This is a genomic window from Pseudomonas sp. AK106 (assembly GCF_053903055.1).
Window position 1 is genome coordinate 4,835,293 of record NZ_CP096426.1, and the last position, 21,173, is coordinate 4,856,465.

Sequence of the window (21,173 nt, forward strand, 5' to 3'; positions counted from 1 at the left end):
CTATATAGAAGTGCGGATCAGCCGAAGACGATCTCGTCGTCCTGCACCGTGCCTCTGATGCTGGTGCCAGGCATGAAGCCACCCGACAGAATCAACTGAGCCAGCGGGTTTTCGATCCAGCGCTGGATGGCCCGCTTGAGCGGCCGCGCGCCATACACAGGGTCGTAGCCGACAGCGATCAGCTTGTCCATCGCCTCGCTGGACAGCTCCAGCCCCAGATCGCGCTCCGCCAGACGCTTGCGCAGGCGGCCGAGTTGGATCTCGGTGATGCCTGCGATCTGATCGCGGGCCAGCGGTTCGAAGATCACCACTTCATCGACCCGATTGATGAACTCCGGACGGAAGTGCGTGGTGAGCGCATCCATGACCGCCGCGCGCTGCCCTTCCCGATCGCCCACCAGCTCCTGGATGCGAGCCGAGCCGAGGTTGGAGGTCATGACGATCACGGTATTACGGAAATCCACCGTACGCCCGTGACTGTCGGTCAGACGCCCGTCTTCGAGCACTTGCAGCAGGACGTTGAAGACGTCCGGGTGCGCTTTCTCGACTTCGTCCAGCAGGATGACCGAGTAAGGCTTGCGGCGTACCGCTTCGGTCAGATAACCGCCTTCTTCGTACCCGACATAGCCAGGTGGCGCGCCAATCAGACGAGCCACGGAATGTTTCTCCATGAACTCAGACATGTCGATGCGCACCATGGCCTCTTCGGTGTCGAACAGGAACTCCGCCAGCGCCTTGCACAGCTCGGTCTTACCCACACCGGTTGGGCCAAGGAACATAAACGAGCCGCTCGGACGGTTCGGATCGGACAACCCGGCACGCGACCGGCGCACCGCGTTGGCCACGGCGACGACCGCTTCGTTCTGGCCGATCACCCGCTGGTGCAGCAGCTCTTCCATCTTCAGCAGCTTGTCACGCTCGCCTTCGAGCATCTTCGAAACCGGAATGCCGGTCCACTTGGACACGACTTCGGCAATCTCTTCCTCGGTCACCTTGCTGCGCAGCAGCTGGTTTTCCGGCTTGCCGTGCTGGTCGACCATCTGCAGGCTGCGTTCCAGATCGGGGATGACCCCGTACTGCAATTCGGCCATGCGGTTGAGGTCGCCCTTACGCCGCGCCGCTTCCAGTTCCTGGCGGGACTGCTCGATCTTCTGCTGAATCTGTGCAGAACCGGTCACTTCCGCTTTTTCGGAGGTCCAGATTTCTTCGAGATCGGCGTATTCCCGCTCAAGGCGCTGAACCTCTTCCTGGAGTTTTTCCAGGCGCTTGATCGCGGCCTCGTCGTCTTCCTTCTTCAGCGCCTGCGCTTCCACCTTCAGCTGGATCAGGCGACGTTCAAGACGGTCGAGCACTTCCGGCTTGGAGTCGATCTCCATGCGGATGCGGCTGGCGGCTTCGTCGATCAGGTCGATGGCTTTGTCCGGCAGTTGCCGGTCGGTGATGTAGCGGTGGCTGAGCTTGGCGGCCGCAATGATTGCGCCGTCAGTGATCGCCACCTTGTGGTGAACCTCATAGCGCTCTTTCAGGCCGCGCAGAATGGCGATGGTGTCTTCTTCGCTCGGCTCATCCACCAGCACTTTCTGGAAGCGACGCTCGAGGGCAGCGTCCTTCTCTATGTATTGGCGGTACTCGTTGAGCGTCGTGGCGCCCACGCAATGCAACTCACCCCGGGCCAGCGCCGGCTTGAGCATGTTGCCGGCATCCATCGAACCTTCGGCCTTGCCGGCACCGACCATGGTGTGCAGCTCGTCGATGAACAGGATGATCTGCCCTTCCTGCTTCGACAGTTCGTTGAGCAGGCCTTTCAGGCGCTCTTCGAATTCGCCACGGAATTTGGCACCCGCGATCAGTGCGCCCATGTCCAGCGACAGTAGACGCTTGCCTCGCAGTCCGTCCGGCACTTCGCCGTTGATGATGCGCTGGGCAAGGCCTTCGGCGATGGCGGTTTTACCCACGCCAGGCTCACCGATCAGCACAGGGTTGTTCTTGGTCCGGCGCTGCAGCACCTGGATAGTCCGACGGATCTCGTCGTCGCGGCCAATCACCGGGTCGAGCTTGCCTTCCTCGGCGCGCTTGGTCAGGTCGACGGTGTACTTGTCCAGCGCCTGACGGGATTCCTCGGCGTTCGGGTCGTTGACGGCATCGCCGCCCCGCAGGTTGCTAATGGCGTTTTCCAGTGCTTTCTTGCTGACGCCCTGGCCGAGCAGCAGCTTGCCGAGTTTGCTGTTCTCGTCCATCGCGGCGAGCAACACCAGCTCGCTGGAGATGAACTGATCGCCCTTCTGCTGAGCCAGGCGATCGGCCTGGTTCAACAGGCGCGCCAGGTCCTGCGACATGTTCACGTCGCCAGTCGGGTTCTGGATCTTCGGCAGTTGGTCGAGCTCTTTGGTCAGCGCGGTGCGCAGGCTGTTGATATCGAAGCCCACTTGCAGCAGCAAAGGCTTGATCGAACCGCCCTGCTGCTCAAGCAGCGCCTGCATCAGGTGCGCGGGTTCGATAGCCGGATGGTCCAGGCCCACCGCCAGTGATTGAGAATCTGAGAGAGCGAGTTGTAATTTGCTGGTTAAACGGTCAATACGCATTCTTCACCTTCCTATATGGGCAGGCCGGAGCAATGAACACACCTAATAAAGAAAACCTGCCAGATGGTTCTTTAGATGCGGTCGATTAGGCAGGATTCAAGCGCGCACTGGTTGACATGGGTCAACATTAGCTTGAAGGAGAGGATTCGGGAGGAAAGAGTGGAGCGGCGGAGGCTACCGGGCTTCGACCCAGACAAGCGAAGCGAAGCGTCCAGTGCGTGCGCCACGGCGATAAGAAAAGAAGCGCTCATCGTTATAGGTCGAAAAACCGCCGCCGTAGACCGCTGTGACACCGTGGGCAGCGAGACGCAGACGCGCCAACTGATAGATGTCGGCCATGAATTTGCCGGCGTTGGCGCCCGGCACGAACGCATCGGCCGTCTCGGGGTGCATGGCTATAAAGGCTTCACGGACTTCGGGACCGACTTCGAATGCCTGCGGCCCGATGGCAGGGCCAAGCCAGACGAGGATCTCGGATGACGCATCGGCAAAACTGTCCACAGTCGCCTCAAGCACACCTGCCGCCAGACCGCGCCAACCTGCATGGGCAGCGGCGACCTGAGTACCGGCTTTGTTGCAGAACAGGGCCGGCAGGCAATCAGCCGTCATGATGGTGCAGGCAACGCCCGGGGTTCGGCTCCAGCTGGCATCAGCCTGAAGTACATCTGCCGGTGCAGCCTCGACGACGTCAATACCGTGAACCTGCTTCAGCCATGCAGGCTGAACGTGCAGGCGTGTGGTCAGCGCCGAACGGTTGTGTGTAACGGCTGCCAGATCGTCATCAACGTGATCGCCGAGATTGAAGCTGTCGAACGGCGCCACACTGACACCGCCCGAACGCGTCGTGACGCACGCTTTGACACCCGCCGGCGCAGGCCAGTCGGGAATCAGCCAGTCCGTCACGCGCTCAGTCATCCGATGAACGCTTCGCGGTCTTGCTTGAGCAGGGTCAGCAGCCAGACAAAGTCGTCCGGCAGCGGCGATTCCCAGCTCATGCGCTTACCGGTCGTCGGATGATCCAGCTCAAGGAAACGCGCATGCAGCGCCTGACGCGGGAAGTGTTTCAGCGATTCGACCATGGTGACACTGGCTGCAGGCGGAATACGGAAACGACCGCCGTAGGCAGGATCGCCGACCAGCGGGAAGTTGATGTGGGCCATGTGCACGCGGATCTGGTGGGTGCGCCCGGTTTCCAGCTTCACCCGCACGTGGGTGTGCGAACGGAAACGCTCCAGAACCCGGTAATGGCTGACCGCAGGCTTGCCGCCTTCCATGACCGCCATGCGCTGACGCTGCTGGCCATGACGACCGATGGGTGCGTTGATCTTGCCACCCGAGGTCACCACGCCGATGACGATGCACTCATAGATGCGGCTGACGCTGCGATTCTGCAGCTGGGTGACCAGTTGCGTCTGCGCCTGGATGGTCTTGGCGACCACCATCAGACCGGTGGTGTCCTTGTCCAGGCGGTGCACGATGCCGGCACGCGGGACATTGATGATGTCCGGCACGTGATGCAGCAAGGCGTTGAGCAGGGTGCCGTCGGCATGACCTGCTGCCGGATGCACCACCAGACCGGACGGCTTGTTGATCACCAGGATCTGGTCGTCTTCGTAGACGATATCGAGCTCGATGTCCTGCGCGATCCACTCGCCCTGGGCTTCCTGCTCGGCTTTGAGGAGCAGAACGGCGCCGCCATGCACGATGTCACGCGGGCGCAAAGCGCCGCCATCCACAGTCAGGCGGCCGTCTTTGATCCAGGCGGAAAGGCGCGAGCGCGAGTGCTCTGCGAATAGTTGGGCGGCGACTTGGTCGAGGCGTTGACCGCCCAATTCGGACGGCACCTCTGCGCGGAGTTCTATGATCTCAGACATGCTCAAACTAGGAGGTGGCACTGGCCTTTGGTTTCGGCTGTGCGCTTGTGGTTAAATACGGCGTCTTTTGTCCCGGGGGTTCCACGGGGCGCCCATCATAACAGGACGGTCCTGCGCAAGACAGCAGGCCGTTATAGGGACGCAAGCCGCCATGCAAGTGAAACACCTGCTGCTGATAGCCATCCTCGGACTTACTGTTGCCTGTTCTTCGAAGAAAGAAGTCATCGACGAAAACCTCAGTGAAGTCGAGCTGTACCAGCAGGCGCAGGCCGATCTGGACAACAACAGCTATAACAGCGCCACCGAGAAGCTCAAGGCGCTGGAGTCGCGTTATCCGTTCGGTCGCTATGCTGACCAGGCGCAACTCGAGCTGATCTACGCCAACTACAAGAATGGCGAGCCCGAGGCTGCCAAGTCGGCGGCCGAGCGTTTCATTCGTCTGCACCCGCAACACCCGAACGTCGACTACGCCTATTACCTCAAGGGCCTGACCTCGTTCGACCAGGACGTCGGCATCATTGCCCGCTTCCTGCCGCTGGATCAGACCAAGCGTGACCCGGGCGCTGCTCGCGATTCGTACAACGAGTTCGCCCAGCTGACCAGCCGCTACCCGAACAGCCGCTACGCCCCTGACGCCAAGCAGCGCATGATTTACCTGCGCAACCTGCTGGCGGCCTACGAGATTCACGTTGCCGACTACTACCTGACCCGTCAGGCTTACGTCGCAGCGGCCAACCGCGGTCGTTACGTTGTCGAAAACTTCCAGGAAACCCCATCGGTCGGTGACGGCCTGGCGGTCATGGTCGAGGCTTATCAGCGTCTGCACCTGGACGACCTGGCTGAAACCAGCCTGGAAGTCCTGAAAACCAACTATCCGGATCACCCGCAGCTGGTAGATGGCAAGTTCGAAGCGCGCACGGCAGAAGCCGACAACCGCTCCTGGCTGTCCAAGGCGACCCTGGGTCTGATTGAAAGCCGTCCGCCGCTGCCGCCAGGACAAACCCGCGCCAATCAGGACGTGATCAAGCAGTATCAGGACGCCAAGGAAGCCATCCCTGCCGAACTGTTGCCTGAGAACCAGTCGGCTGACGAAGAGAAGAAAAACGATGACGACGACGGCACGCCGAAAAGCCGCTCGATCTTCAGCTACATGACCTTTGGCCTGTTCGACTGATTCAGTCCCTGCAAAACGTCAGCTAAAAGAGGCCCTTCGGGGCCTTTTTTCATGCCCGACCATTTTCCGACAGCATCCGGCGATGGAGATGACTGTGCGCCCGACATCCGCTTGGCTACACTGCGCGCTCTTCACTTCATAAGCTGACAGACATGATTCGCTTGATTATGTGGCTCGCCCTGATTGTGGCGGTCGTCTGGTTTTTCAAACGCCTGGTCAAAGGGCCTGCCCCACGCCCGAAGCCCGCAACGCCGGAACTCGACGCAGCGCCCATGGTGCGTTGCGCGCAATGTGGCGTGCATGTCCCTCGCGATCGCGCGCTGAGCCAGAACCAGCAATGGTATTGCACCGAAGCGCACCGTTTGCAGGGCCCCGCTGCACGTGACCGCTGACAGCCTGTCGCTGGCGACGCCTCAGGCCCAACGCATCCTGCGGCTGTATCACCTCTATCGTCTGAGCATCGGCGTGCTGCTGGTGCTGCTGATCTCCAGCAGCCTGGATGCCGAACTGCTGGAGCTGGCCGACATCGAGCTGTTCCGCATCGGCTGTTGGCTGTATCTGGTCTTCAACATCCTTGTCGTGGTGCTGCTCGAACGCCCGAGCCGCCAGGGGCAACTGTTCTCCCTCGCCATGGCCGACACGCTGATGCTGGCGGCGCTGTTCTACGCCGGGGGCGGTGCACCGAGCGGCATTGGCAACCTGATTATCGCCTCGGTGGCAATCAGCAATGTGCTCCTGCGCAAGCGAACCGGCCTGCTGATTGCCGCGCTGTCAGCCATCGGCATCATCTATCTGACCTTCTACATCAGCTATCACAAGCCTTCAGCGGCCAATCATTTCGTGCAGGCCGGCTCGCTGGGTGCCCTGTGCTTTGCGGCGGCCCTGCTGGTCCAGGCCCTGTCACGCCGCTTGCAGCTCAGTGAAGACATCGCCGAACGTCGCGCCGCTGACGTCGACAACCTTGAAGAACTCAACGCGCTGATCCTGCAGCGCATGCGCACCGGCATTCTGGTGCTCGACGAGGACCACAAAGTACTGCTCGCCAACCAGAGCGCGCTGAATTTACTGGGCCACGAGCGCTTGCTGGGCGAAATCGTCGACGCCTATTCGCCGCAACTGGTCGAGCGCCTGGGTCAATGGATGACCAACCCGTCGATGGCCCCGCGCAGCATCACCACTTCGGCCATTGGTCCGGTGCTGCGTCCGGGTTTCATCCCACTGGCACGCGGCAGTCATCGCCACACGTTGGTATTTCTCGATGACCTGTCGCAGATTTCCCAACAGGCCCAGCAGCTCAAACTGGCCGCGCTGGGCAGACTGACCGCCGGTATTGCCCACGAGATCCGCAACCCGCTGGGCGCCATCAGTCATGCCGCGCAACTGCTGCTGGAATCGGAGGAACTGACCGCGCCGGACCGGCGTCTCAATCAGATCATTCACGATCAATCGCGGCGGATGAATCTGGTGATCGAGAACGTTCTGCAGCTGTCTCGTCGACGTCAGACCGAACCCCAGCTGCTCGATCTCAAGCAATGGCTGGAGGCGTTCGTCGTTAACCTTCGGGATGAGCTGACGGCGGGTCAAAGCGTGCATATGGACATCGGCGCAGGCGTGCTCAGTACGCAGATGGACGCCGAACAATTGCAGCAGGTGATGAGCAATCTGGTGCAAAACGGTTTGCGCTACAGCGGCCAGCTCCACGAACACGCGCAAGTTTGGCTAAGGTTGTTTCAAGCCCCGTACAGCGAACTGCCGACGCTGGACGTCCTCGACGACGGACCGGGTGTTGCCGAAGAGCATCTGGCGAAAATCTTCGAACCCTTCTTCACCACCGAAAGCAAAGGAACCGGCCTGGGCCTGTATCTCTCGCGCGAGTTGTGCGAAAGCAATCAGGCGAGCCTCAATTACATTCCACGGGAAGGTGGCGGAAGCTGCATGCGAATGACCTTCGCCCATCCGTTCAAGCTGAGCTGAACATGAGCCAACGGCAAAAGATCCTGATCGTCGACGATGAGCCGGACATTCGCGAGCTGCTGGAAATCACGCTCGGTCGGATGAAACTGGACACCCGCAGTGCGCGCAACGTCAAGGAAGCGCAAGAGTGGCTGGCCCGCGAGCCGTTCGACCTGTGCCTGACCGACATGCGCTTGCCCGATGGCAACGGCCTGGAGTTGGTGCAACACATTCAGAAACGCCACAACCAGGTACCGGTGGCGATGATCACCGCCCATGGCAGCCTCGACACGGCGATCCATGCACTGAAAGCCGGCGCGTTCGATTTCCTGACCAAGCCGGTCGACCTGACACGCTTGCGTGAGTTGGTGTCCAGCGCCCTGCGCCTGCGCACCGCGCCTGCCGAAGAAAACCGCATTGACCATCGCCTGCTGGGCAGCTCCCCGCCGATGCAGGCGCTGCGCAAGCAGATCGCCAAACTGGCGCGCAGCCAGGCGCCGATCTACATCAGCGGCGAATCGGGCAGCGGCAAAGAACTGGTCGCCCGGCTTATTCATGAGCAAGGCCCGCGCGCCGAGCAGCCGTTTGTGCCGGTCAATTGTGGCGCGATCCCTTCAGAGCTGATGGAAAGCGAATTTTTCGGACATCGCAAAGGCAGCTTCACCGGCGCCCACGAAGACAAGCCCGGGCTGTTTCAGGTCGCCCACGGCGGCACCCTGTTTCTCGATGAAGTGGCTGATCTGCCGCTGGCGATGCAGGTGAAACTGCTCCGCGCGATCCAGGAAAAGTCCGTTCGCGCCATCGGCGGTCAGCAGGAGCAAGTGGTGGATGTTCGCGTGCTGTGCGCGACCCACAAGGACCTTAATCAGGAAGTGGCTGCCGGGCGTTTCCGGCAGGATTTGTATTACCGACTGAACGTCATCGAGCTGCGCGTGCCGCCGTTGCGCGAACGTCGCGAAGACATCGAAGAGATCGCCAACAGCGTACTGCGCCGCCTGACCGAGTCCGCCGGTGAGCCAGCGACCGTCCTACCGCCCCATGCGCTGGCGGCCCTCAAGGGCTATCGCTTCCCCGGCAACGTGCGCGAGCTGGAAAACATGCTTGAGCGGGCATACACGCTGTGCGAAGACGATCAGATCGACACCGCGGACCTGCGCCTGGCCGAGCCATCACGCCCCGCCGAGGAGAACGGCCCGAGCCTGGCCAACATTGATAACCTGGAAGACTACCTGGAAAGCATCGAGCGCAAACTGATCCTGCAGGCGCTGGAGGAAACCCGCTGGAATCGCACGGCGGCAGCGCAGCGTTTGAATTTGACGTTCAGGTCGATGCGTTATCGGTTGAAGAAGTTGGGATTGGAGTGATGGATTACGCCGCGCTGGACAGGTCCCAAAAAGGGACCTATCGTTCCCTTTTTGGGACTTATCTAGACAGATCCCTATGAACATCGGCGACGCGCTCTTCACCACGACTCAGCAACGAGTGCTGGGCCTGCTCTTCGGCAATCCGGAGCGGAGCTTCTATACCAACGAAATCAGTCGCTGGGTCCAGGTCGGCAAAGGCAGCACAACTCGTGAGCTGGAGAAATTGCACTCAGCAGGTTTGCTGACCGCAACCCGGCAGGGCAACCAAATCCATTATCAGGCGAATCCTGAAAGTCCGGTGTACCCCGAACTGACTGGCCTTGTGCGCAAAACATTCGGCATCGCCGATCACCTTCGAGTGGAGTTGCTGCCTTTCGCAGACCAGATTCAGCGAGCGTTTATCTACGGCTCGGTTGCGAAAGGGACCGCCAACACATCCAGCGACCTAGATCTGATGCTGATCGGTGAAGGCGTCAGCTACAGCGAAGTGATGGAGCGTATGATCCCGCTCGAAGAGATGCTGGGCAGGCCCATCAACCCAACGCTCTACACGCCGTCAGACTGGAAAGCGAAGCTCGCCACCGGCAACAGCTTCGTGACCCGCGTGGCAGAGCAGGAAAAGATCGACATCATCGGAAGCGATTAGGGAGAACCCACGGAATGGGCAACGAGCTTCGGCGAACTTGGTACGTACCGGCGGATTGAAAGCCGAGCCTGCTAACAAGAACGAATATCGGACTGGTCCGCTCGGCCCTTGATAGGCTGTTGGACGCTCATAATTCCGCTCTTTCATACGCCAGCCGTTTTGATCTGGCCTATAACGCTGCACACGCAATGGCGCTGTCGGCACTGCGCCTGAAAGGATACCGGTCGGACCGCCGCTATCGTGTGTTTCAGTGCCTTCCACACACGCTGATATGGATAAAGTGCGGGTACGGCTCTTTGCGCTTTGCCACGAGCGCAGAAACCTCGCTGAGTACGAAGGCTACATGGACATCGATGACGCTTTGCTCGCGGAGCTACTCACGAGTACCGAAGCACTTCGAGGGCTACTGGCGTCGGAGATGGCCGCTCATGGTTTCAGTCTCCCCTCTGGCGCATAAGGCGCCTCATCTATAATCGGCATTTCCCCCACCAGCAAATCTGTCAGCAACTGACACGAAGCCGGCGCCAGCACCAGGCCGTTGCGGTAGTGCCCGCAGTTCAGCCATAAGCCTTGATGATTTGGCACAGGCCCGATGAATGGAATGCCGTCAGGCGACCCCGGTCGCAACCCCGCCCAGTGCCCGACCACGTGCGCATCCGCCAGCGCGGGTATCAATTCGATCGCCGAGGCTTTCAGGCTGTCCAGGGCATTTTCGGTGGGCGTCTTATCAAACCCTTCGTGCTCAAGCGTACTGCCGATGAGGATATGCCCGTCACGCCGAGGGATCGCGTAACGGCCCTTGGCGAGGATCATGCTCGGCAGAAAGTCGGCGGCGCACTTGTAGAGGATCATCTGGCCTTTGACCGGCTCAACGGGCAGCGCCAGCCCCAATTTGCCGAGCAGATCACCGCTCCATGCACCGGCGGCCAGCACCACGCTGTCGCCGAGCACATCGCCCCCGTCCGTCGTGACACCCAGGACGCGATCACCTTCGCGCACAAAGTCGATGACCTGGCAGTGCTCGCGAATCACCACGTTGGGCAATGCCAGTAACGCAGCCTTGAGCGACTTGACCAGACGCGGATTGCGGACGTTAGCGACGTCGGCCATGTGCACCGCTCGCGAATAGCCGCCGCCCATGACCGGCACGGCGTCGTAGACCGCAGAAATATCCACCGACGTCAGCGGACGATTCACACGCGCGGCCCATTCGAGCGCCTCGGCCTCGTCGTCGAGATCCAGCCAGTAAAGGCCGGTCTTGTGCACTTGCGGATCGATGCCGGTCATTGCCAGCAAGCGCTCGGCGAGCTGCGGATAAAAATCCTGCGACCAGTGCGAGAGTGCCGTTACGGCGGGGCTGTAGCGCCATGGGTAGAGCGGCGACACAATGCCGCCGCCGGCCCATGAGGATTCCTGGCCGACTTCAGAGCGGTCGAGCAGCGTTACGCTTCGGCCTTTGGAGGCGAGATTGAAGGCGGTCAGGAGGCCGATGACGCCTCCGCCGATGATGACTATGTCTTGATTTAGCACAACGGCCACGGCCTGTTCATCTGCATGGATTCAACGGCCCCAACAGTCTTTGTTCGACAGGCCGGTGGAGTTGGTGCGCGCGCCGGTATTGGTGATCTGGAAGGTGCCGCACTTGTCGCCGTTCATCATGGAGTTGGCTATGGGTGTAGCCGTCAAGGTGAAGGTCGCATCGGCGGGCACCACTGCAACGGTGTACCAAGCATTCGAGACCGTCACCGTCGCGTCTTTATAGCTACCGGTCTTGGTGAAGTAACGCTCCAATACCTGGCTCTGCTCCATCAAAATCCCAGCAATCTCGGTACGGTGAGTGCGCCTCACATATTCCGTATAACTGGGGTAGGCGATCGCCGCGAGAATACCCACAATCGCCACCACGATCATCAGTTCTATGAGGGTGAATCCTTTCGATTTACTGCCCATCATTTTTTCTTTCCTCATCTGATCTGTCGCCACATGATGCGTCGGTTTGACACCCCGCCCAAATCAGTGATGGTTTGAGGGGTACCTAAACCGCCCAAAGGAATCGCTTGATTGCCGTTCTCTTTATCAAGCGTAACGGCTGCGTTAGGCACGCCACCGCTTATCAGGATACCGCTTGAATTAGCGTCAGCACTGTTGACCTGCCCATCACCGTTTGTATCCAGAACCGGATAGCTAAGCATCCGCCCGCTTAACGCATCAAGTTCAACGTATCTACCCGATCCAGAGCTTGAACATGGATCACCTGTGTCGACGATAGCCGTGGTAAATCGAACCCGGCCGAACGCGAGTGTCGCCGGATAGATAACACGCTCCCCCGTCGCGACGGTGTTATAAATCAACGGAAGGTAGAAGCCTTTCTTGGCTGCATAATTCACATCATTTTGGGTAGTGGTAAAAAACTGCCCAGAAGCTCCGCTTGAGACCCCATTTATAGCCTGCGCTACAAGGTCGCTTTCGCGATAGTTGGCACTCGTCCCGTCATTGTCCCAGACCGCATAAAACGCTTGAGTCGCGGTCGTGGTCTTGTCCGCGGTTTCGAGCAATTTGCCCGTGCCAAAATAAACCATCTTGCCGCCGTTCGGATTATTTCCCACGACCGGCTGAGCAGTGATCGGCTGATTCGCCCCTCCTGAGGCAGTGAACAGTGGACTTCCACCCAGCCCTACTTTCCAGGTGGATGCGGTTTGCCCCGTGAAGTCAAACTTCCACATCTGACCCTTCAAATCACCGCCATAAGCGTACTGAACAACACTCTGTGCATTGACGCGTAACTTGACTGAGGACAATCCATTGTTGCCTGAGTTATCGACGGCGATCTCTCTTATAAGAGCCCCATTGCTGACATCAACGACAAAGAGTGACGCCACGCCATTGGTGCTGCCATAGCCATTAGAGATGAATGCTGCCCATCGGCCGTCTGGCAGTTGAGCCACCTCCGGTTTGGCATACGCGTAACCCATGTTGGCAAAACCTGTGCTAACGCTGCTGATGTCCCAAAGCGCTTTAACCGTATTAGAAGCACCGGCATTAAACAGCTGCAGCGCATAAAATCCCTTGCCACCGGAGCCCGTCCCCCCGATGGCTAGAGTTTTCCAGGACGAAGCAAACTGGACATCTACGACGGAAATTTGCCCATCCACCAAAAATTTGTGAGATACGCCGTTGATGTAGTTAGGGTCAGCGACGTAATGCAGGTTCGCGAGAACGGTGGATGGCATGTACCCATAAAGCCTGTTACCCGTGGACGGGTCGATCACGTTGACCAACCCATCATTGGCGTTGACTACGAGGGAGGGATTCATTGAGTTTGATTTGATATCCAAATACGTGGAATAGCTATTATCAGAGGCAGGGTCCGACGCTGGGTTGTCCGTAGGTGAGGCGTACGTCAAGGGCGAGTTGATCACATCACCGAGCAACACCGTACGCGTTTTCAATCCTGTCTTGTTCGTCCCTTTACTCCATTGCACTAAATCCAGCCCAGAAATCCCAAGCGGCAGATTGGCGTTGAGCACGGTCTGTTGGGGCAATGAAAAGCTTGGAAAGGACAACGGAATAACGGCATTGGTCAGGGAGTTCCAGGACTCGTAAGTAGCAGTAATGCCCGGAACGATTTGTTTGTCGGTGGACCAGATAGGCGATGCGGTGTTTACGGTTCCATCAGCCAAAATTGCCGAAGCCTTGATTGTGCCCCGCCAGTCAGTCGGATCGTATTGCGTCTGGAAATAAACCGATGAGCTGGACAGTGTGGATGAATTCGACGCTACACCTCCCCCGGTTCCTGCGCGGGAGGTGATGTCGTTCAGAGCCGCGGATAACGCAGCATTGAGACCCGCGCTGTCCGTCGCCTGGTAATAAGTACCCTTACCGTAAGTGGCCGCGTCCGAGAGCATTGCATTGGCTGCTGTAAATCCTACTGTGTAGGTGAACATGTTCTGTTTGGTGAAATCTGCAGCGTCCCAGCTCTTGCCGGCGGCATCGGTTCCGCTCGCTCGCATATCGATGTCGTAGGCGAATTTCGCGATATCGTCCAGATAAAGGGTGTCACCCTCCCCATCGCCATTGAGGTTATCACCGTCGTTGTTCTTGCCGTCCCAGTTGGGCAAGCTTGCGCCGCCCAGCGGATCATTCGTGGGGAAGGTTCGATCGTAGGTCGGCAGACCGTCGGTAATCACGACTCCATAGTTTCGCTGACAACGGTACTGAATCGGGCTGGTGTAGGTCGAAGGCGTCGTATTGTAATAGGGCGTCATTCCGCGAAAGTAGCGGGTCACCTCGTAATAGGTTTCAGCCAATGGCGTGTTGGCGATTGCCGCAAGGCCGTTGATGGACGAGATCAGCGAGTTGTAGTTGGCATTGGCTTGCGCGGTAGTTGTAGCGGTCGTCTGGGACAGATCGCTGATCGCCCTTGCGATGTTGCCGCCAGGCCCAGCGTTTCCGCTCGTAGGGGGATTGAAGGTGGCCAGGCCAATTCGCAGATTTCGATTGCTGGCCACCAGCGCGGCAGACACCGTGCGCGCGACACTGATTCTGTAATCGTCGGGAATCGAATCATCCGTGTAGTCTTTTTTGGACAACGACGTGGCGTAAAGCAAGTAGCTGATGTAAGCAGTGGTGTACCGGGTATTCCCGTTGCCCACCGGGTCGGGGAGTTTGAGACAGACGCGCGTGCGTGTGGTGAACTTGTAGAAACCGTCATACCCATTATCGCAGCCGCCGGCACGCAGGTTTCCCACAAAAAAGTTGGTGTCCGTCATATCCATTGCAGTGACATTACTGCAGTTGAAATCCGAATTGCAGCTGTAAACTTGAACCGGATCCGCGTTGGGATCAAACCCCGAGGCCCAGATGATACTGTTCATACTCCCGGAGTCATCCACCAGCAGCATGACGTTCGGCGTCACCGACCCCACGGTTAACAAGGGAGAATCAGACGGCACAAATGCGGCGAAAGCGGTGGCCGAGCCATAAAGGCCAAGCAGTGCGCCCATCATCAGCTTGCACAGATAAAGCCTTGCCCTGCGGCACCACTCAACGTTTGGCATAAATACTTTCCACTACAGTTCGTGAGTTACCAGAGATGCCAACGCCTGTGATGCGATAAAGCGTCCACGACTTACTTTCATCCCACCCCACAGAATTGATGTTAACCGGGTCCTTGGTTGTGGCGATTTTCTGGACAGCCCACAAACCTCCCGTCATGCCTGTCGTCGCGAACCAGGTCACTCCCGAGGTACTGTTGGCACCCGGTCCCGTTACGCTTGTAGCTTCCGGAGGTGGAGCACATTTTATGCATGTCGCCAGCTTGTAATTACTGGCCTGAACTGCAGACTCCCCCATACGCGCAGCCGCCTCCGCAATCTGAAAGGACTCGTTGCGAAACTTGACGCTGCCGGACATCTTTTCCTGAAGCGTAGCGTTCTGCATTGATGAAATCCCGATCAACGTCAGCAGCAACAGAAACACCAGACTGACGATCAGCGCCATTCCGCGCTCGCGGGCCCGGGTACGTTGTACACCTCTGTGTCTGGTTACATTCAAGATGGCAACACCTAGTAGAGACGGTTGCGTAAAGCGGTCATAACGCTGAACTTCTGGTTTTTAACTCGACCTGTTGCGTCCTGCAGTTCCAGGGTCAGCCTGACGCTGCGCACCGTAGCCATGCTGGCGGGCGTCGCGGTGTACGCTGTAACCGTTGTGTCCGACGCCGTATTGGCAGTACCAAACATCACCGAGAAGTCATTCACGTTATTTACGATGACAGCCCCCCCAAGAAGTAACTGCTTATTCGCAAACTGGTAGACGAGTTGGCGTATTGGAAATGCTAATTCGGTGGCGGCAGGGATGGCCGTTCCGGTCCGAGCGGTCGCTCCTGACTTGCAATCGGAGACAACGGTCCAGGTAGGAACACCACCATCATTTCCCACGTCGGCTGTTACCAGCGTCAATTTCGACGTTGCGTTATCCCACCGAACTGGCGTCATTTGCGCAGCGGCGAAGTCACTGTTGGCGCTTGAGTCTTTGACCGTCGCCAGACAGCCAAACATCCCGACCATGCGTATTTCCTGCGCCATCTTGGTGAGGATGAATCGTGCATCTTCTTGCATGACCGCCGAGGCGTTCTGTGACAGATAAGTGTTCTTGGCTGAAATGAAAATCTGAATAACGCCCGCCACTATGAGCAGGCCCAGTAACAGCGAGATCATGATCTCGATCAGGCCGAAGCCTCTGGCGCGGTGCTTCATTGCGTCACCTTCGCGTCTATCGCCACACGACTTGTAACTTTGAAGGTCTGCAAGGCAGTTGCCGTGTTGGTGGCCCGGGCATCACTCCAGATCACAGTAATGGTGACCAACCGCTTATTTGCCGAATCCACCGCAATCGTCCCATCCCCCGTGACAGGGTCGAGAGTTCGGATATTAGTCTTGAAGTCGTAGAGGTCCTGCGTCCGCGGAACAGTCAGATTGGGACCAGAAGTCACCGCCGCCAGGGAAGTCAAACTATAGTCAGCATCAGGATTGGCACGTATGCGATCCATCATGTCGTACGCGATAAAGCTTGCCTGGCTGCTGAGCCTTGAACTGTCGGTGTATTTCAGCGCATTCAACTGGAGCGCTGCCGCACCCAACAGCCCAATGGCTAGAACAAGCAGGGCAACCAGCACCTCAATCAGCGTCGTGCCCTGTTGCCTGGCATCAATTCTGGCCTTCATCAGCAACCGCCCAACACGATACGGCCGCTCAGGCATATGTTGATCACGCGGGTGATGGTGCCGCGTGTGTAGGTGATGCTTACGGCAGCAGCCGCCGTCGGCACCGGTGCGGACAACCCCCCCAGGTTGTTGAAGTCGATCGCAGTAGGATTTCCGCTCACTGCAAGCACTGATGCAGAGTCCATCGCTGGCAAAACTCGCAGAATGGGAATCGACGCCGTTGCCGCAGGATCAATGGCACTCAGCTGAGTATTCCAGGCAGCACCCGCCACCGATGGCGTTACACGGATGACAGTGCCGCTGTTTATAGCCTGTTGGCGGGCGTAGTTAAGGAAACGCTGAAAGTCGCTTACTTCCGTGTCGGCCTTGGTGTTCTGAATAGCAGAGGTGAAACTTGGAATGGCCATCGCGGCGAGGATGCCGACCAACGTGATGGTCACCAGCAACTCGACCAGCGTAAAACCCCGACACCGTTTGGGCATTTAATCTCTCCTTAATGGAGAAACTATATAGCAACCGGTTGTTTCAATATTTGCCGGGGGGATGTGTGGCTGTTTTCGGCGGACGAACGCCCTGACGCGCGGCGCCGTAGCCGACCCAGGTCATTTCAGCGCCCCCAACACCCCGCCACACTGGCAGCCCCCGACATCCCGAGATTGTCGCGCTTGCCAGTGTTTTCCAGCACAAAATTCCCACACGCATCGCCCGCCATCATTCCTCCGCCAACCGGCGAAGCGGTCAGCGTGAACGTCCGCCCCTTGCGCTCAGCCCCTATCCGATAAAACGCATTCCCCATCGACACCTCATGACTAAACGCCGGAGGCCCGCTGACGTCCGAGTATTGCCCTGCCCGTGAATGAAACCGCTCAAGCTTCTGCGCCTCTTCAACCAGCACCCCGGCGATCTCCGAGCGGCGGGTTTTCCGGGTGTATTCGCTGTATTGCGGATACGCGACGGCGGCGAGAATCGCGACGATGGCGATGGCAATCAGCAGCTCGATCAGGGTGAAACCCGCGGATGGTCTGTTCATTGCCGCTGCCGCCACATCACGCGACGCTCCTCGGTGTGGATGCTTTCGATCACGGTGCGTGAGTCGCCCTCAATGCCGATGGCCGTCACGCGGTACAGGATCCGAAACTGACCGTCTCCGCCACCGGGCGGCTGATCGGTTTGGCCGACATGCTGAATGCCGTAAAAACCACCGCGCGTCGCGACCCAATCCACACCCGACGCCCCGCCCGTTCCGCTTTTGGAAAGTGTCAGCGCTTCAGGCGGAGGCAAACATCTCGCTGGCGACGAACAGGCCAGCAGTGAAAACCCGGATGACAGGATGTTTGATTCAGCAATGCGCAGCGCTGTCTCGGCGGACTGAAACGACGCATCACGCCGCTTGAGCGTGCCCGCCACTTTTTCCTGGAGGGTGGCGTTCTGCATCGACGATGTCGCCAAGAGGGTCAGCAACAGCAGGAACACTAGGCTGACGATCAACACCGCGCCACGTCGTGGATTCATATTCATGTGATCACCCCAGCCGGTTACGGAGGGCGGCAACGACGTCGCTGGTCTGTTCCTGCGCCCGATCTGCGGGGTCGAACAATGTCAGGGTCAGCCGTACACTGCGGATCAACGAGGGTTCGGCGGTGGCCGCGTACCGCGCAACGGAGCGGTCATTGATCGAACCGGCAACGCCGAACAGCACGCTGAACGCGCGCACGTTGCTGACCAGGGGCTGGCCATTCAGCGACAGCTCATTGCGGGCCTTGTTGAAGCGATACACCTGCTTGTGAATGGGCATCGCGGTCTCATGTCCGGCGAGCCGGGGCGCCCGGCCGTTGGAGTACGCGGTGGCGGATGACACGCAGTCGGTGTGTATGACCCAGGTCGACCAGCCTCCACCCTCCCCGGTTCCGGCGGTGGCGAGGCTCAGTGTCTGCGAGCTGGCGTCCCAGTGGATCGGCGCTTCAAACGCCTTGGAGAAGCCATTGCCGACGCTGGCGTCGTCGACTTTTCCCAAACAGCCGAACATGCCGACCAGCCGCACTTCCTGGACCATTTTGCTGAGCACGAATCGCGCGTCTTCCTGCAGGCTGGCGGACGATGTCTGACTGGCATAGCTGCTCTTTGAGCTGATGAATATCTGCGCCAAGGCCAGCGACATCACCAATCCCAACATCAGCGCCAGCATAACCTCGACGAGGCCAAAGCCTTTCTCCAAAGGCCTCATGGTCGTGCGCCCCGCTCGGCAGATACATCTGCGGTCAACGTCAGCGTCTGCTTCTGTGCGGCCTCCTGGCTGGCGCGGGAATCGTCCCACTTCAATGTGAGGGTCACGCTCGATCCCGACACCGCAATGGATGCCTCGGCATCGTCACCGACCGCGCGTCTCAACTGCGTCGCGAAGTCGTACAGGTCTTGCTGGCGTGGGACGGCGAGACTGCCGGACGATGGCGCCTGACTCAGCGAAGCCAGCGCATAACTGGTGCCCGGATTGGCGCGGATTCGCTCGAGAAGATCATGGGCGATGAAACTGACGTGCATGCTGCGCATCGAGCTGTCGGTGTACTTCAGCGCGTTGAGCTGCAGCATCGCCACACCCAATATGCCAACGCTGAAGATCAGCAGCGCAACCAGCACTTCGATCAATGTCATCCCTGATTGCATCGCCTTTCCTGCCATCGCCCACCTCTGCCGTCCGCTGTGCAGGCACCAGTGAAGTCGATGCGCAGCGGTTTGCCCGAAGGATGTGTAACGGCGGCTTGCAGACATACCGGCTGACAATCGAACCGGTTGTCAGCGCAACGGAGCAGGTGTTTGCTTGAGCGCCGAACTCAACGGAAGACGCTCGTGAAACAGCAAGGATTGACGCTGATTGAACTGCTGGCAGGGTTGGTGATTGTGGGTATCGTCGCGACGCTCGCGATCCCCGCCTTCGGCCAGTTGATCGACTCACAACGACGTCAGGACACGGCTCAGCAACTGGCCAGCGGGCTGCGAATGGCTCGCACAGAGGCGATTCTGCGCAGTCAGCCAGTGGTGATACAGGCCCTTGAAAAGGACTGGAGCCGAGGCTGGAACGTGTTCGTCGACAGCAACCGCAACCAGCTCAGAGACGAGGGTGAGCTGTCGCTGGCCGAGTTCGCCAGCCACCGTGACGTCAGGGTGGTGGGCAACAGCAAAGTGGCCGTGCGCATTGGTTTCGATAACACGGGGCGGCTGCTGAACAACGCTAACGGGACACTGGCGGTGTGCCTCAGAGACGCACCTGCCAGTCGCTACCAGTTGGTGATTGCGGTGACCGGCAGGGTCACGCTGCGATCCGAGGGATTCAGCAGCGAGCCCTGCGCATGATGCGGTTACGGATTGACCGGATTACAGCAGCGACTTGACGCGCAATTCCTTGGGCATCGAGAAGGTGATGTTTTCCTCGCGCCCGGCCAGCTCGTCTTCGCCGGTCGCGCCCCAGGCGTGCAGCTGCTGGATCACGCCACGCACCAGCACCTCGGGCGCAGAAGCACCGGCGGTAATGCCGATGCGGCCCACGCCGTCGAACCAGCTCCGCTGCATGTCTTCGGCACCATCGATCAGATAGGCAGGGGTCGACATGCGTTCAGCCAGTTCACGCAGGCGATTGGAGTTGGAGCTGTTCGGGCTGCCGACCACCAGCACCACGTCGCACTCATCGGCAAGGACCTTGACCGCATCCTGACGGTTTTGCGTGGCGTAACAGATGTCGTCCTTGCGCGGGCCACCAATGGCCGGGAATCGTGTGCGCAGGGCGTCGATGACCCGGCTGGTGTCGTCCATCGACAGCGTCGTCTGGGTCACGAAGGCAAGGTTCTCAGGATTGCTCACCTGGAGGTTGGCAACGTCTGCTTCGTCTTCGACCAGATAAATCGCGCCGCCATTGCTGGCGTCGTACTGCCCCATCGTCCCCTCGACCTCAGGGTGGCCGGCGTGCCCAATGAGGATGCACTCGCGGCCATCACGGCTGTAGCGCGCGACCTCGATATGCACTTTGGTCACCAGCGGACAGGTGGCGTCGAACACCTTCAGGCCGCGACCTGCCGCCTCGGTGCGCACCGCCTGCGACACGCCGTGGGCACTGAAAATCACGATGACGTCGTCCGGCACCTGATCGAGCTCTTCGACGAAGATCGCGCCACGGCTGCGCAGGTCTTCGACGACGAATTTGTTATGAACCACTTCATGGCGCACGTAGATCGGCGGGCCAAACACTTCCAGCGCGCGATTGACGATTTCGATCGCACGGTCCACCCCGGCGCAGAAGCCACGTGGGTTGGCGAGTTTGATTTGCATGATGTGCCTCGTGTCTACGCGCAATGAAACATATAAACGAAAAGGCCCCGAACAGTGCCGGGGCCAGGCGCTCTGGCGATGCTCAGAGTGCCTTCACCTCGAAAATTTCTACTTCGAAGGTCAACGTCTTGCCCGCCAGCGGATGGTTGAAATCGACGGTGACCTGATCATCGTCCATCGATTTCACCACGCCCGGCAGCTCGGTGTTCGCCGCATCGTTGAAGATCACCAGCAGCCCCTCCGACAGCTCCATATTCTGGAACTGCGAACGGGGCATGACCTGCAGATTTTGCGGGTTCGGCTGACCGAAAGCGTTTTCCGGCGGCACTTGAAGCGTGCGTTTGTCACCGGCTTTGAAGCCAAAGATCAGCGCCTCAAAGCCCGGAAGCAGGCTGCCATCGCCGACCTTAAAAGTCGCCGGCGCCTTGTCAAACGTGCTGTCGACGGTGTCGCCGTTTTCCAGGTGCAGCGCGAAATGCAGGGTGACTTCCGTGTTCTGACCGATGCGTGTTTCCTGAGTAGCCTGTTCGGTCATCAAC

General features: G+C 59.1%; 22 protein-coding genes and 1 pseudogene. 7 read left to right on the forward strand and 16 right to left on the reverse strand.

Annotated elements, in window-relative coordinates; translation table 11 throughout:
• Positions 1-17 precede the first annotated feature (17 nt).
• The 3 genes from clpB to rluD all read right to left on the reverse strand — a co-directional run bounded on the left by clpB (position 18) and on the right by rluD (position 4,456).
• Positions 18-2,582 (reverse strand): ATP-dependent chaperone ClpB, encoded by a 2,565-nt coding sequence (clpB, locus tag M1E04_RS21285; protein ID WP_456291992.1) that lies wholly within the window; start codon positions 2,580-2,582, stop codon positions 18-20.
• Between the two features lie 174 nt (positions 2,583-2,756).
• Positions 2,757-3,485: a peptidoglycan editing factor PgeF gene (gene pgeF, locus M1E04_RS21290; RefSeq protein ID WP_456293223.1), complete on the reverse strand. Its 729-nt coding sequence runs from the start codon at positions 3,483-3,485 to the stop codon at positions 2,757-2,759.
• 8 nt (positions 3,486-3,493) lie between these two features.
• Positions 3,494-4,456, reverse strand: coding sequence for a 23S rRNA pseudouridine(1911/1915/1917) synthase RluD (gene rluD, locus M1E04_RS21295; protein ID WP_065987655.1), 963 nt, complete (start codon positions 4,454-4,456; stop codon positions 3,494-3,496).
• Positions 4,457-4,607: 151 nt separating this feature from the next.
• Here rluD and M1E04_RS21300 point away from each other — a divergent pair, with 151 nt between their 5' ends.
• The 6 genes and pseudogenes from M1E04_RS21300 to M1E04_RS21325 all read left to right on the forward strand — a co-directional run bounded on the left by M1E04_RS21300 (position 4,608) and on the right by M1E04_RS21325 (position 10,050).
• Positions 4,608-5,630 carry an outer membrane protein assembly factor BamD gene (locus M1E04_RS21300; protein ID WP_065987656.1) on the forward strand — a complete coding sequence of 341 codons (1,023 nt, stop codon included), beginning with the start codon at positions 4,608-4,610 and terminating at the stop codon, positions 5,628-5,630.
• A 152-nt stretch (positions 5,631-5,782) separates the two neighbouring features.
• Positions 5,783-6,022, forward strand: coding sequence for a PP0621 family protein (locus M1E04_RS21305; protein WP_065987657.1), 240 nt, complete (start codon positions 5,783-5,785; stop codon positions 6,020-6,022).
• Positions 6,012-7,604: an ATP-binding protein gene (locus M1E04_RS21310; protein WP_192133135.1), complete on the forward strand. Its 1,593-nt coding sequence runs from the start codon at positions 6,012-6,014 to the stop codon at positions 7,602-7,604. The genes M1E04_RS21305 and M1E04_RS21310 overlap by 11 nt, the downstream gene beginning before the upstream one ends.
• A 2-nt stretch (positions 7,605-7,606) precedes the next feature.
• Positions 7,607-8,947 carry a sigma-54-dependent transcriptional regulator gene (locus M1E04_RS21315; protein WP_192133137.1) on the forward strand — a complete coding sequence of 447 codons (1,341 nt, stop codon included), beginning with the start codon at positions 7,607-7,609 and terminating at the stop codon, positions 8,945-8,947.
• 76 nt (positions 8,948-9,023) lie between these two features.
• On the forward strand, positions 9,024-9,593 hold the full coding sequence (locus M1E04_RS21320) for a nucleotidyltransferase domain-containing protein (protein ID WP_192133138.1): 570 nt from the start codon (positions 9,024-9,026) through the stop codon (positions 9,591-9,593).
• A pseudogene (locus M1E04_RS21325) lies at positions 9,589-10,050 on the forward strand (hypothetical protein). The gene M1E04_RS21320 and the pseudogene M1E04_RS21325 overlap by 5 nt, the downstream one beginning before the upstream one ends.
• On the opposite strand, the gene thiO reads toward M1E04_RS21325, so the two are convergent.
• From thiO to pilV (M1E04_RS21380), 11 genes are all read right to left on the reverse strand, one after another.
• Positions 10,020-11,123 (reverse strand): glycine oxidase ThiO, encoded by a 1,104-nt coding sequence (thiO, locus tag M1E04_RS21330; RefSeq protein ID WP_456293224.1) that lies wholly within the window; start codon positions 11,121-11,123, stop codon positions 10,020-10,022. The pseudogene M1E04_RS21325 and the gene thiO sit on opposite strands and share 31 nt — an antisense overlap.
• A 30-nt stretch (positions 11,124-11,153) precedes the next feature.
• Positions 11,154-11,543 (reverse strand): type IV pilin protein, encoded by a 390-nt coding sequence (locus M1E04_RS21335; protein WP_192133286.1) that lies wholly within the window; start codon positions 11,541-11,543, stop codon positions 11,154-11,156.
• 14 nt (positions 11,544-11,557) lie between these two features.
• Positions 11,558-14,650, reverse strand: a complete 3,093-nt coding sequence (locus M1E04_RS21340; protein ID WP_456291993.1) for a pilus assembly protein — start codon at positions 14,648-14,650, stop codon at positions 11,558-11,560.
• The gene (locus tag M1E04_RS21345; RefSeq protein WP_192133142.1) at positions 14,637-15,092 is read right to left on the reverse strand and encodes a pilus assembly PilX family protein; all 456 of its coding nucleotides are present in this window, start codon (positions 15,090-15,092) and stop codon (positions 14,637-14,639) included. Before M1E04_RS21345 ends, M1E04_RS21340 begins: the two co-directional genes overlap by 14 nt.
• Positions 15,093-15,157: 65 nt before the next feature.
• Positions 15,158-15,850 carry a PilW family protein gene (locus M1E04_RS21350; protein WP_456291994.1) on the reverse strand — a complete coding sequence of 231 codons (693 nt, stop codon included), beginning with the start codon at positions 15,848-15,850 and terminating at the stop codon, positions 15,158-15,160.
• Positions 15,847-16,317 carry a type IV pilus modification protein PilV gene (gene pilV, locus M1E04_RS21355; RefSeq protein WP_456291995.1) on the reverse strand — a complete coding sequence of 157 codons (471 nt, stop codon included), beginning with the start codon at positions 16,315-16,317 and terminating at the stop codon, positions 15,847-15,849. The genes M1E04_RS21350 and pilV (M1E04_RS21355) overlap by 4 nt, the downstream gene beginning before the upstream one ends.
• Positions 16,317-16,799, reverse strand: coding sequence for a GspH/FimT family pseudopilin (locus M1E04_RS21360; RefSeq protein WP_456291996.1), 483 nt, complete (start codon positions 16,797-16,799; stop codon positions 16,317-16,319). Before M1E04_RS21360 ends, pilV (M1E04_RS21355) begins: the two co-directional genes overlap by 1 nt.
• A 125-nt stretch (positions 16,800-16,924) precedes the next feature.
• Entirely contained in the window at positions 16,925-17,347 is a 423-nt protein-coding gene (locus M1E04_RS21365) for a type IV pilin protein (RefSeq protein WP_456291997.1), read from the reverse strand.
• Positions 17,344-17,808, reverse strand: a complete 465-nt coding sequence (locus M1E04_RS21370; RefSeq protein ID WP_342214622.1) for a pilus assembly PilX family protein — start codon at positions 17,806-17,808, stop codon at positions 17,344-17,346. The genes M1E04_RS21365 and M1E04_RS21370 overlap by 4 nt, the downstream gene beginning before the upstream one ends.
• A 31-nt stretch (positions 17,809-17,839) precedes the next feature.
• A complete protein-coding gene (locus M1E04_RS21375; protein WP_456291998.1) occupies positions 17,840-18,541 on the reverse strand; it encodes a PilW family protein in 702 nt (233 codons plus the stop codon).
• Positions 18,538-18,978 (reverse strand): type IV pilus modification protein PilV, encoded by a 441-nt coding sequence (gene pilV / locus M1E04_RS21380; protein ID WP_456291999.1) that lies wholly within the window; start codon positions 18,976-18,978, stop codon positions 18,538-18,540. The genes M1E04_RS21375 and pilV (M1E04_RS21380) overlap by 4 nt, the downstream gene beginning before the upstream one ends.
• A gap of 183 nt (positions 18,979-19,161) precedes the next feature.
• On the opposite strand from pilV (M1E04_RS21380), the gene M1E04_RS21385 reads away from it, so the two are divergent.
• Complete coding sequence (locus tag M1E04_RS21385; RefSeq protein WP_065987670.1) at positions 19,162-19,665, forward strand: GspH/FimT family pseudopilin; 504 nt, start codon at positions 19,162-19,164, stop codon at positions 19,663-19,665.
• Positions 19,666-19,686: 21 nt separating this feature from the next.
• Here the strand turns inward: M1E04_RS21385 and ispH are convergent, their stop codons facing one another.
• Positions 19,687-20,634: a 4-hydroxy-3-methylbut-2-enyl diphosphate reductase gene (ispH, locus tag M1E04_RS21390; RefSeq protein WP_065987671.1), complete on the reverse strand. Its 948-nt coding sequence runs from the start codon at positions 20,632-20,634 to the stop codon at positions 19,687-19,689.
• Between the two features lie 82 nt (positions 20,635-20,716).
• Positions 20,717-21,169 carry an FKBP-type peptidyl-prolyl cis-trans isomerase gene (gene fkpB, locus M1E04_RS21395; protein ID WP_065987706.1) on the reverse strand — a complete coding sequence of 151 codons (453 nt, stop codon included), beginning with the start codon at positions 21,167-21,169 and terminating at the stop codon, positions 20,717-20,719.
• Positions 21,170-21,173 lie beyond the last annotated feature (4 nt).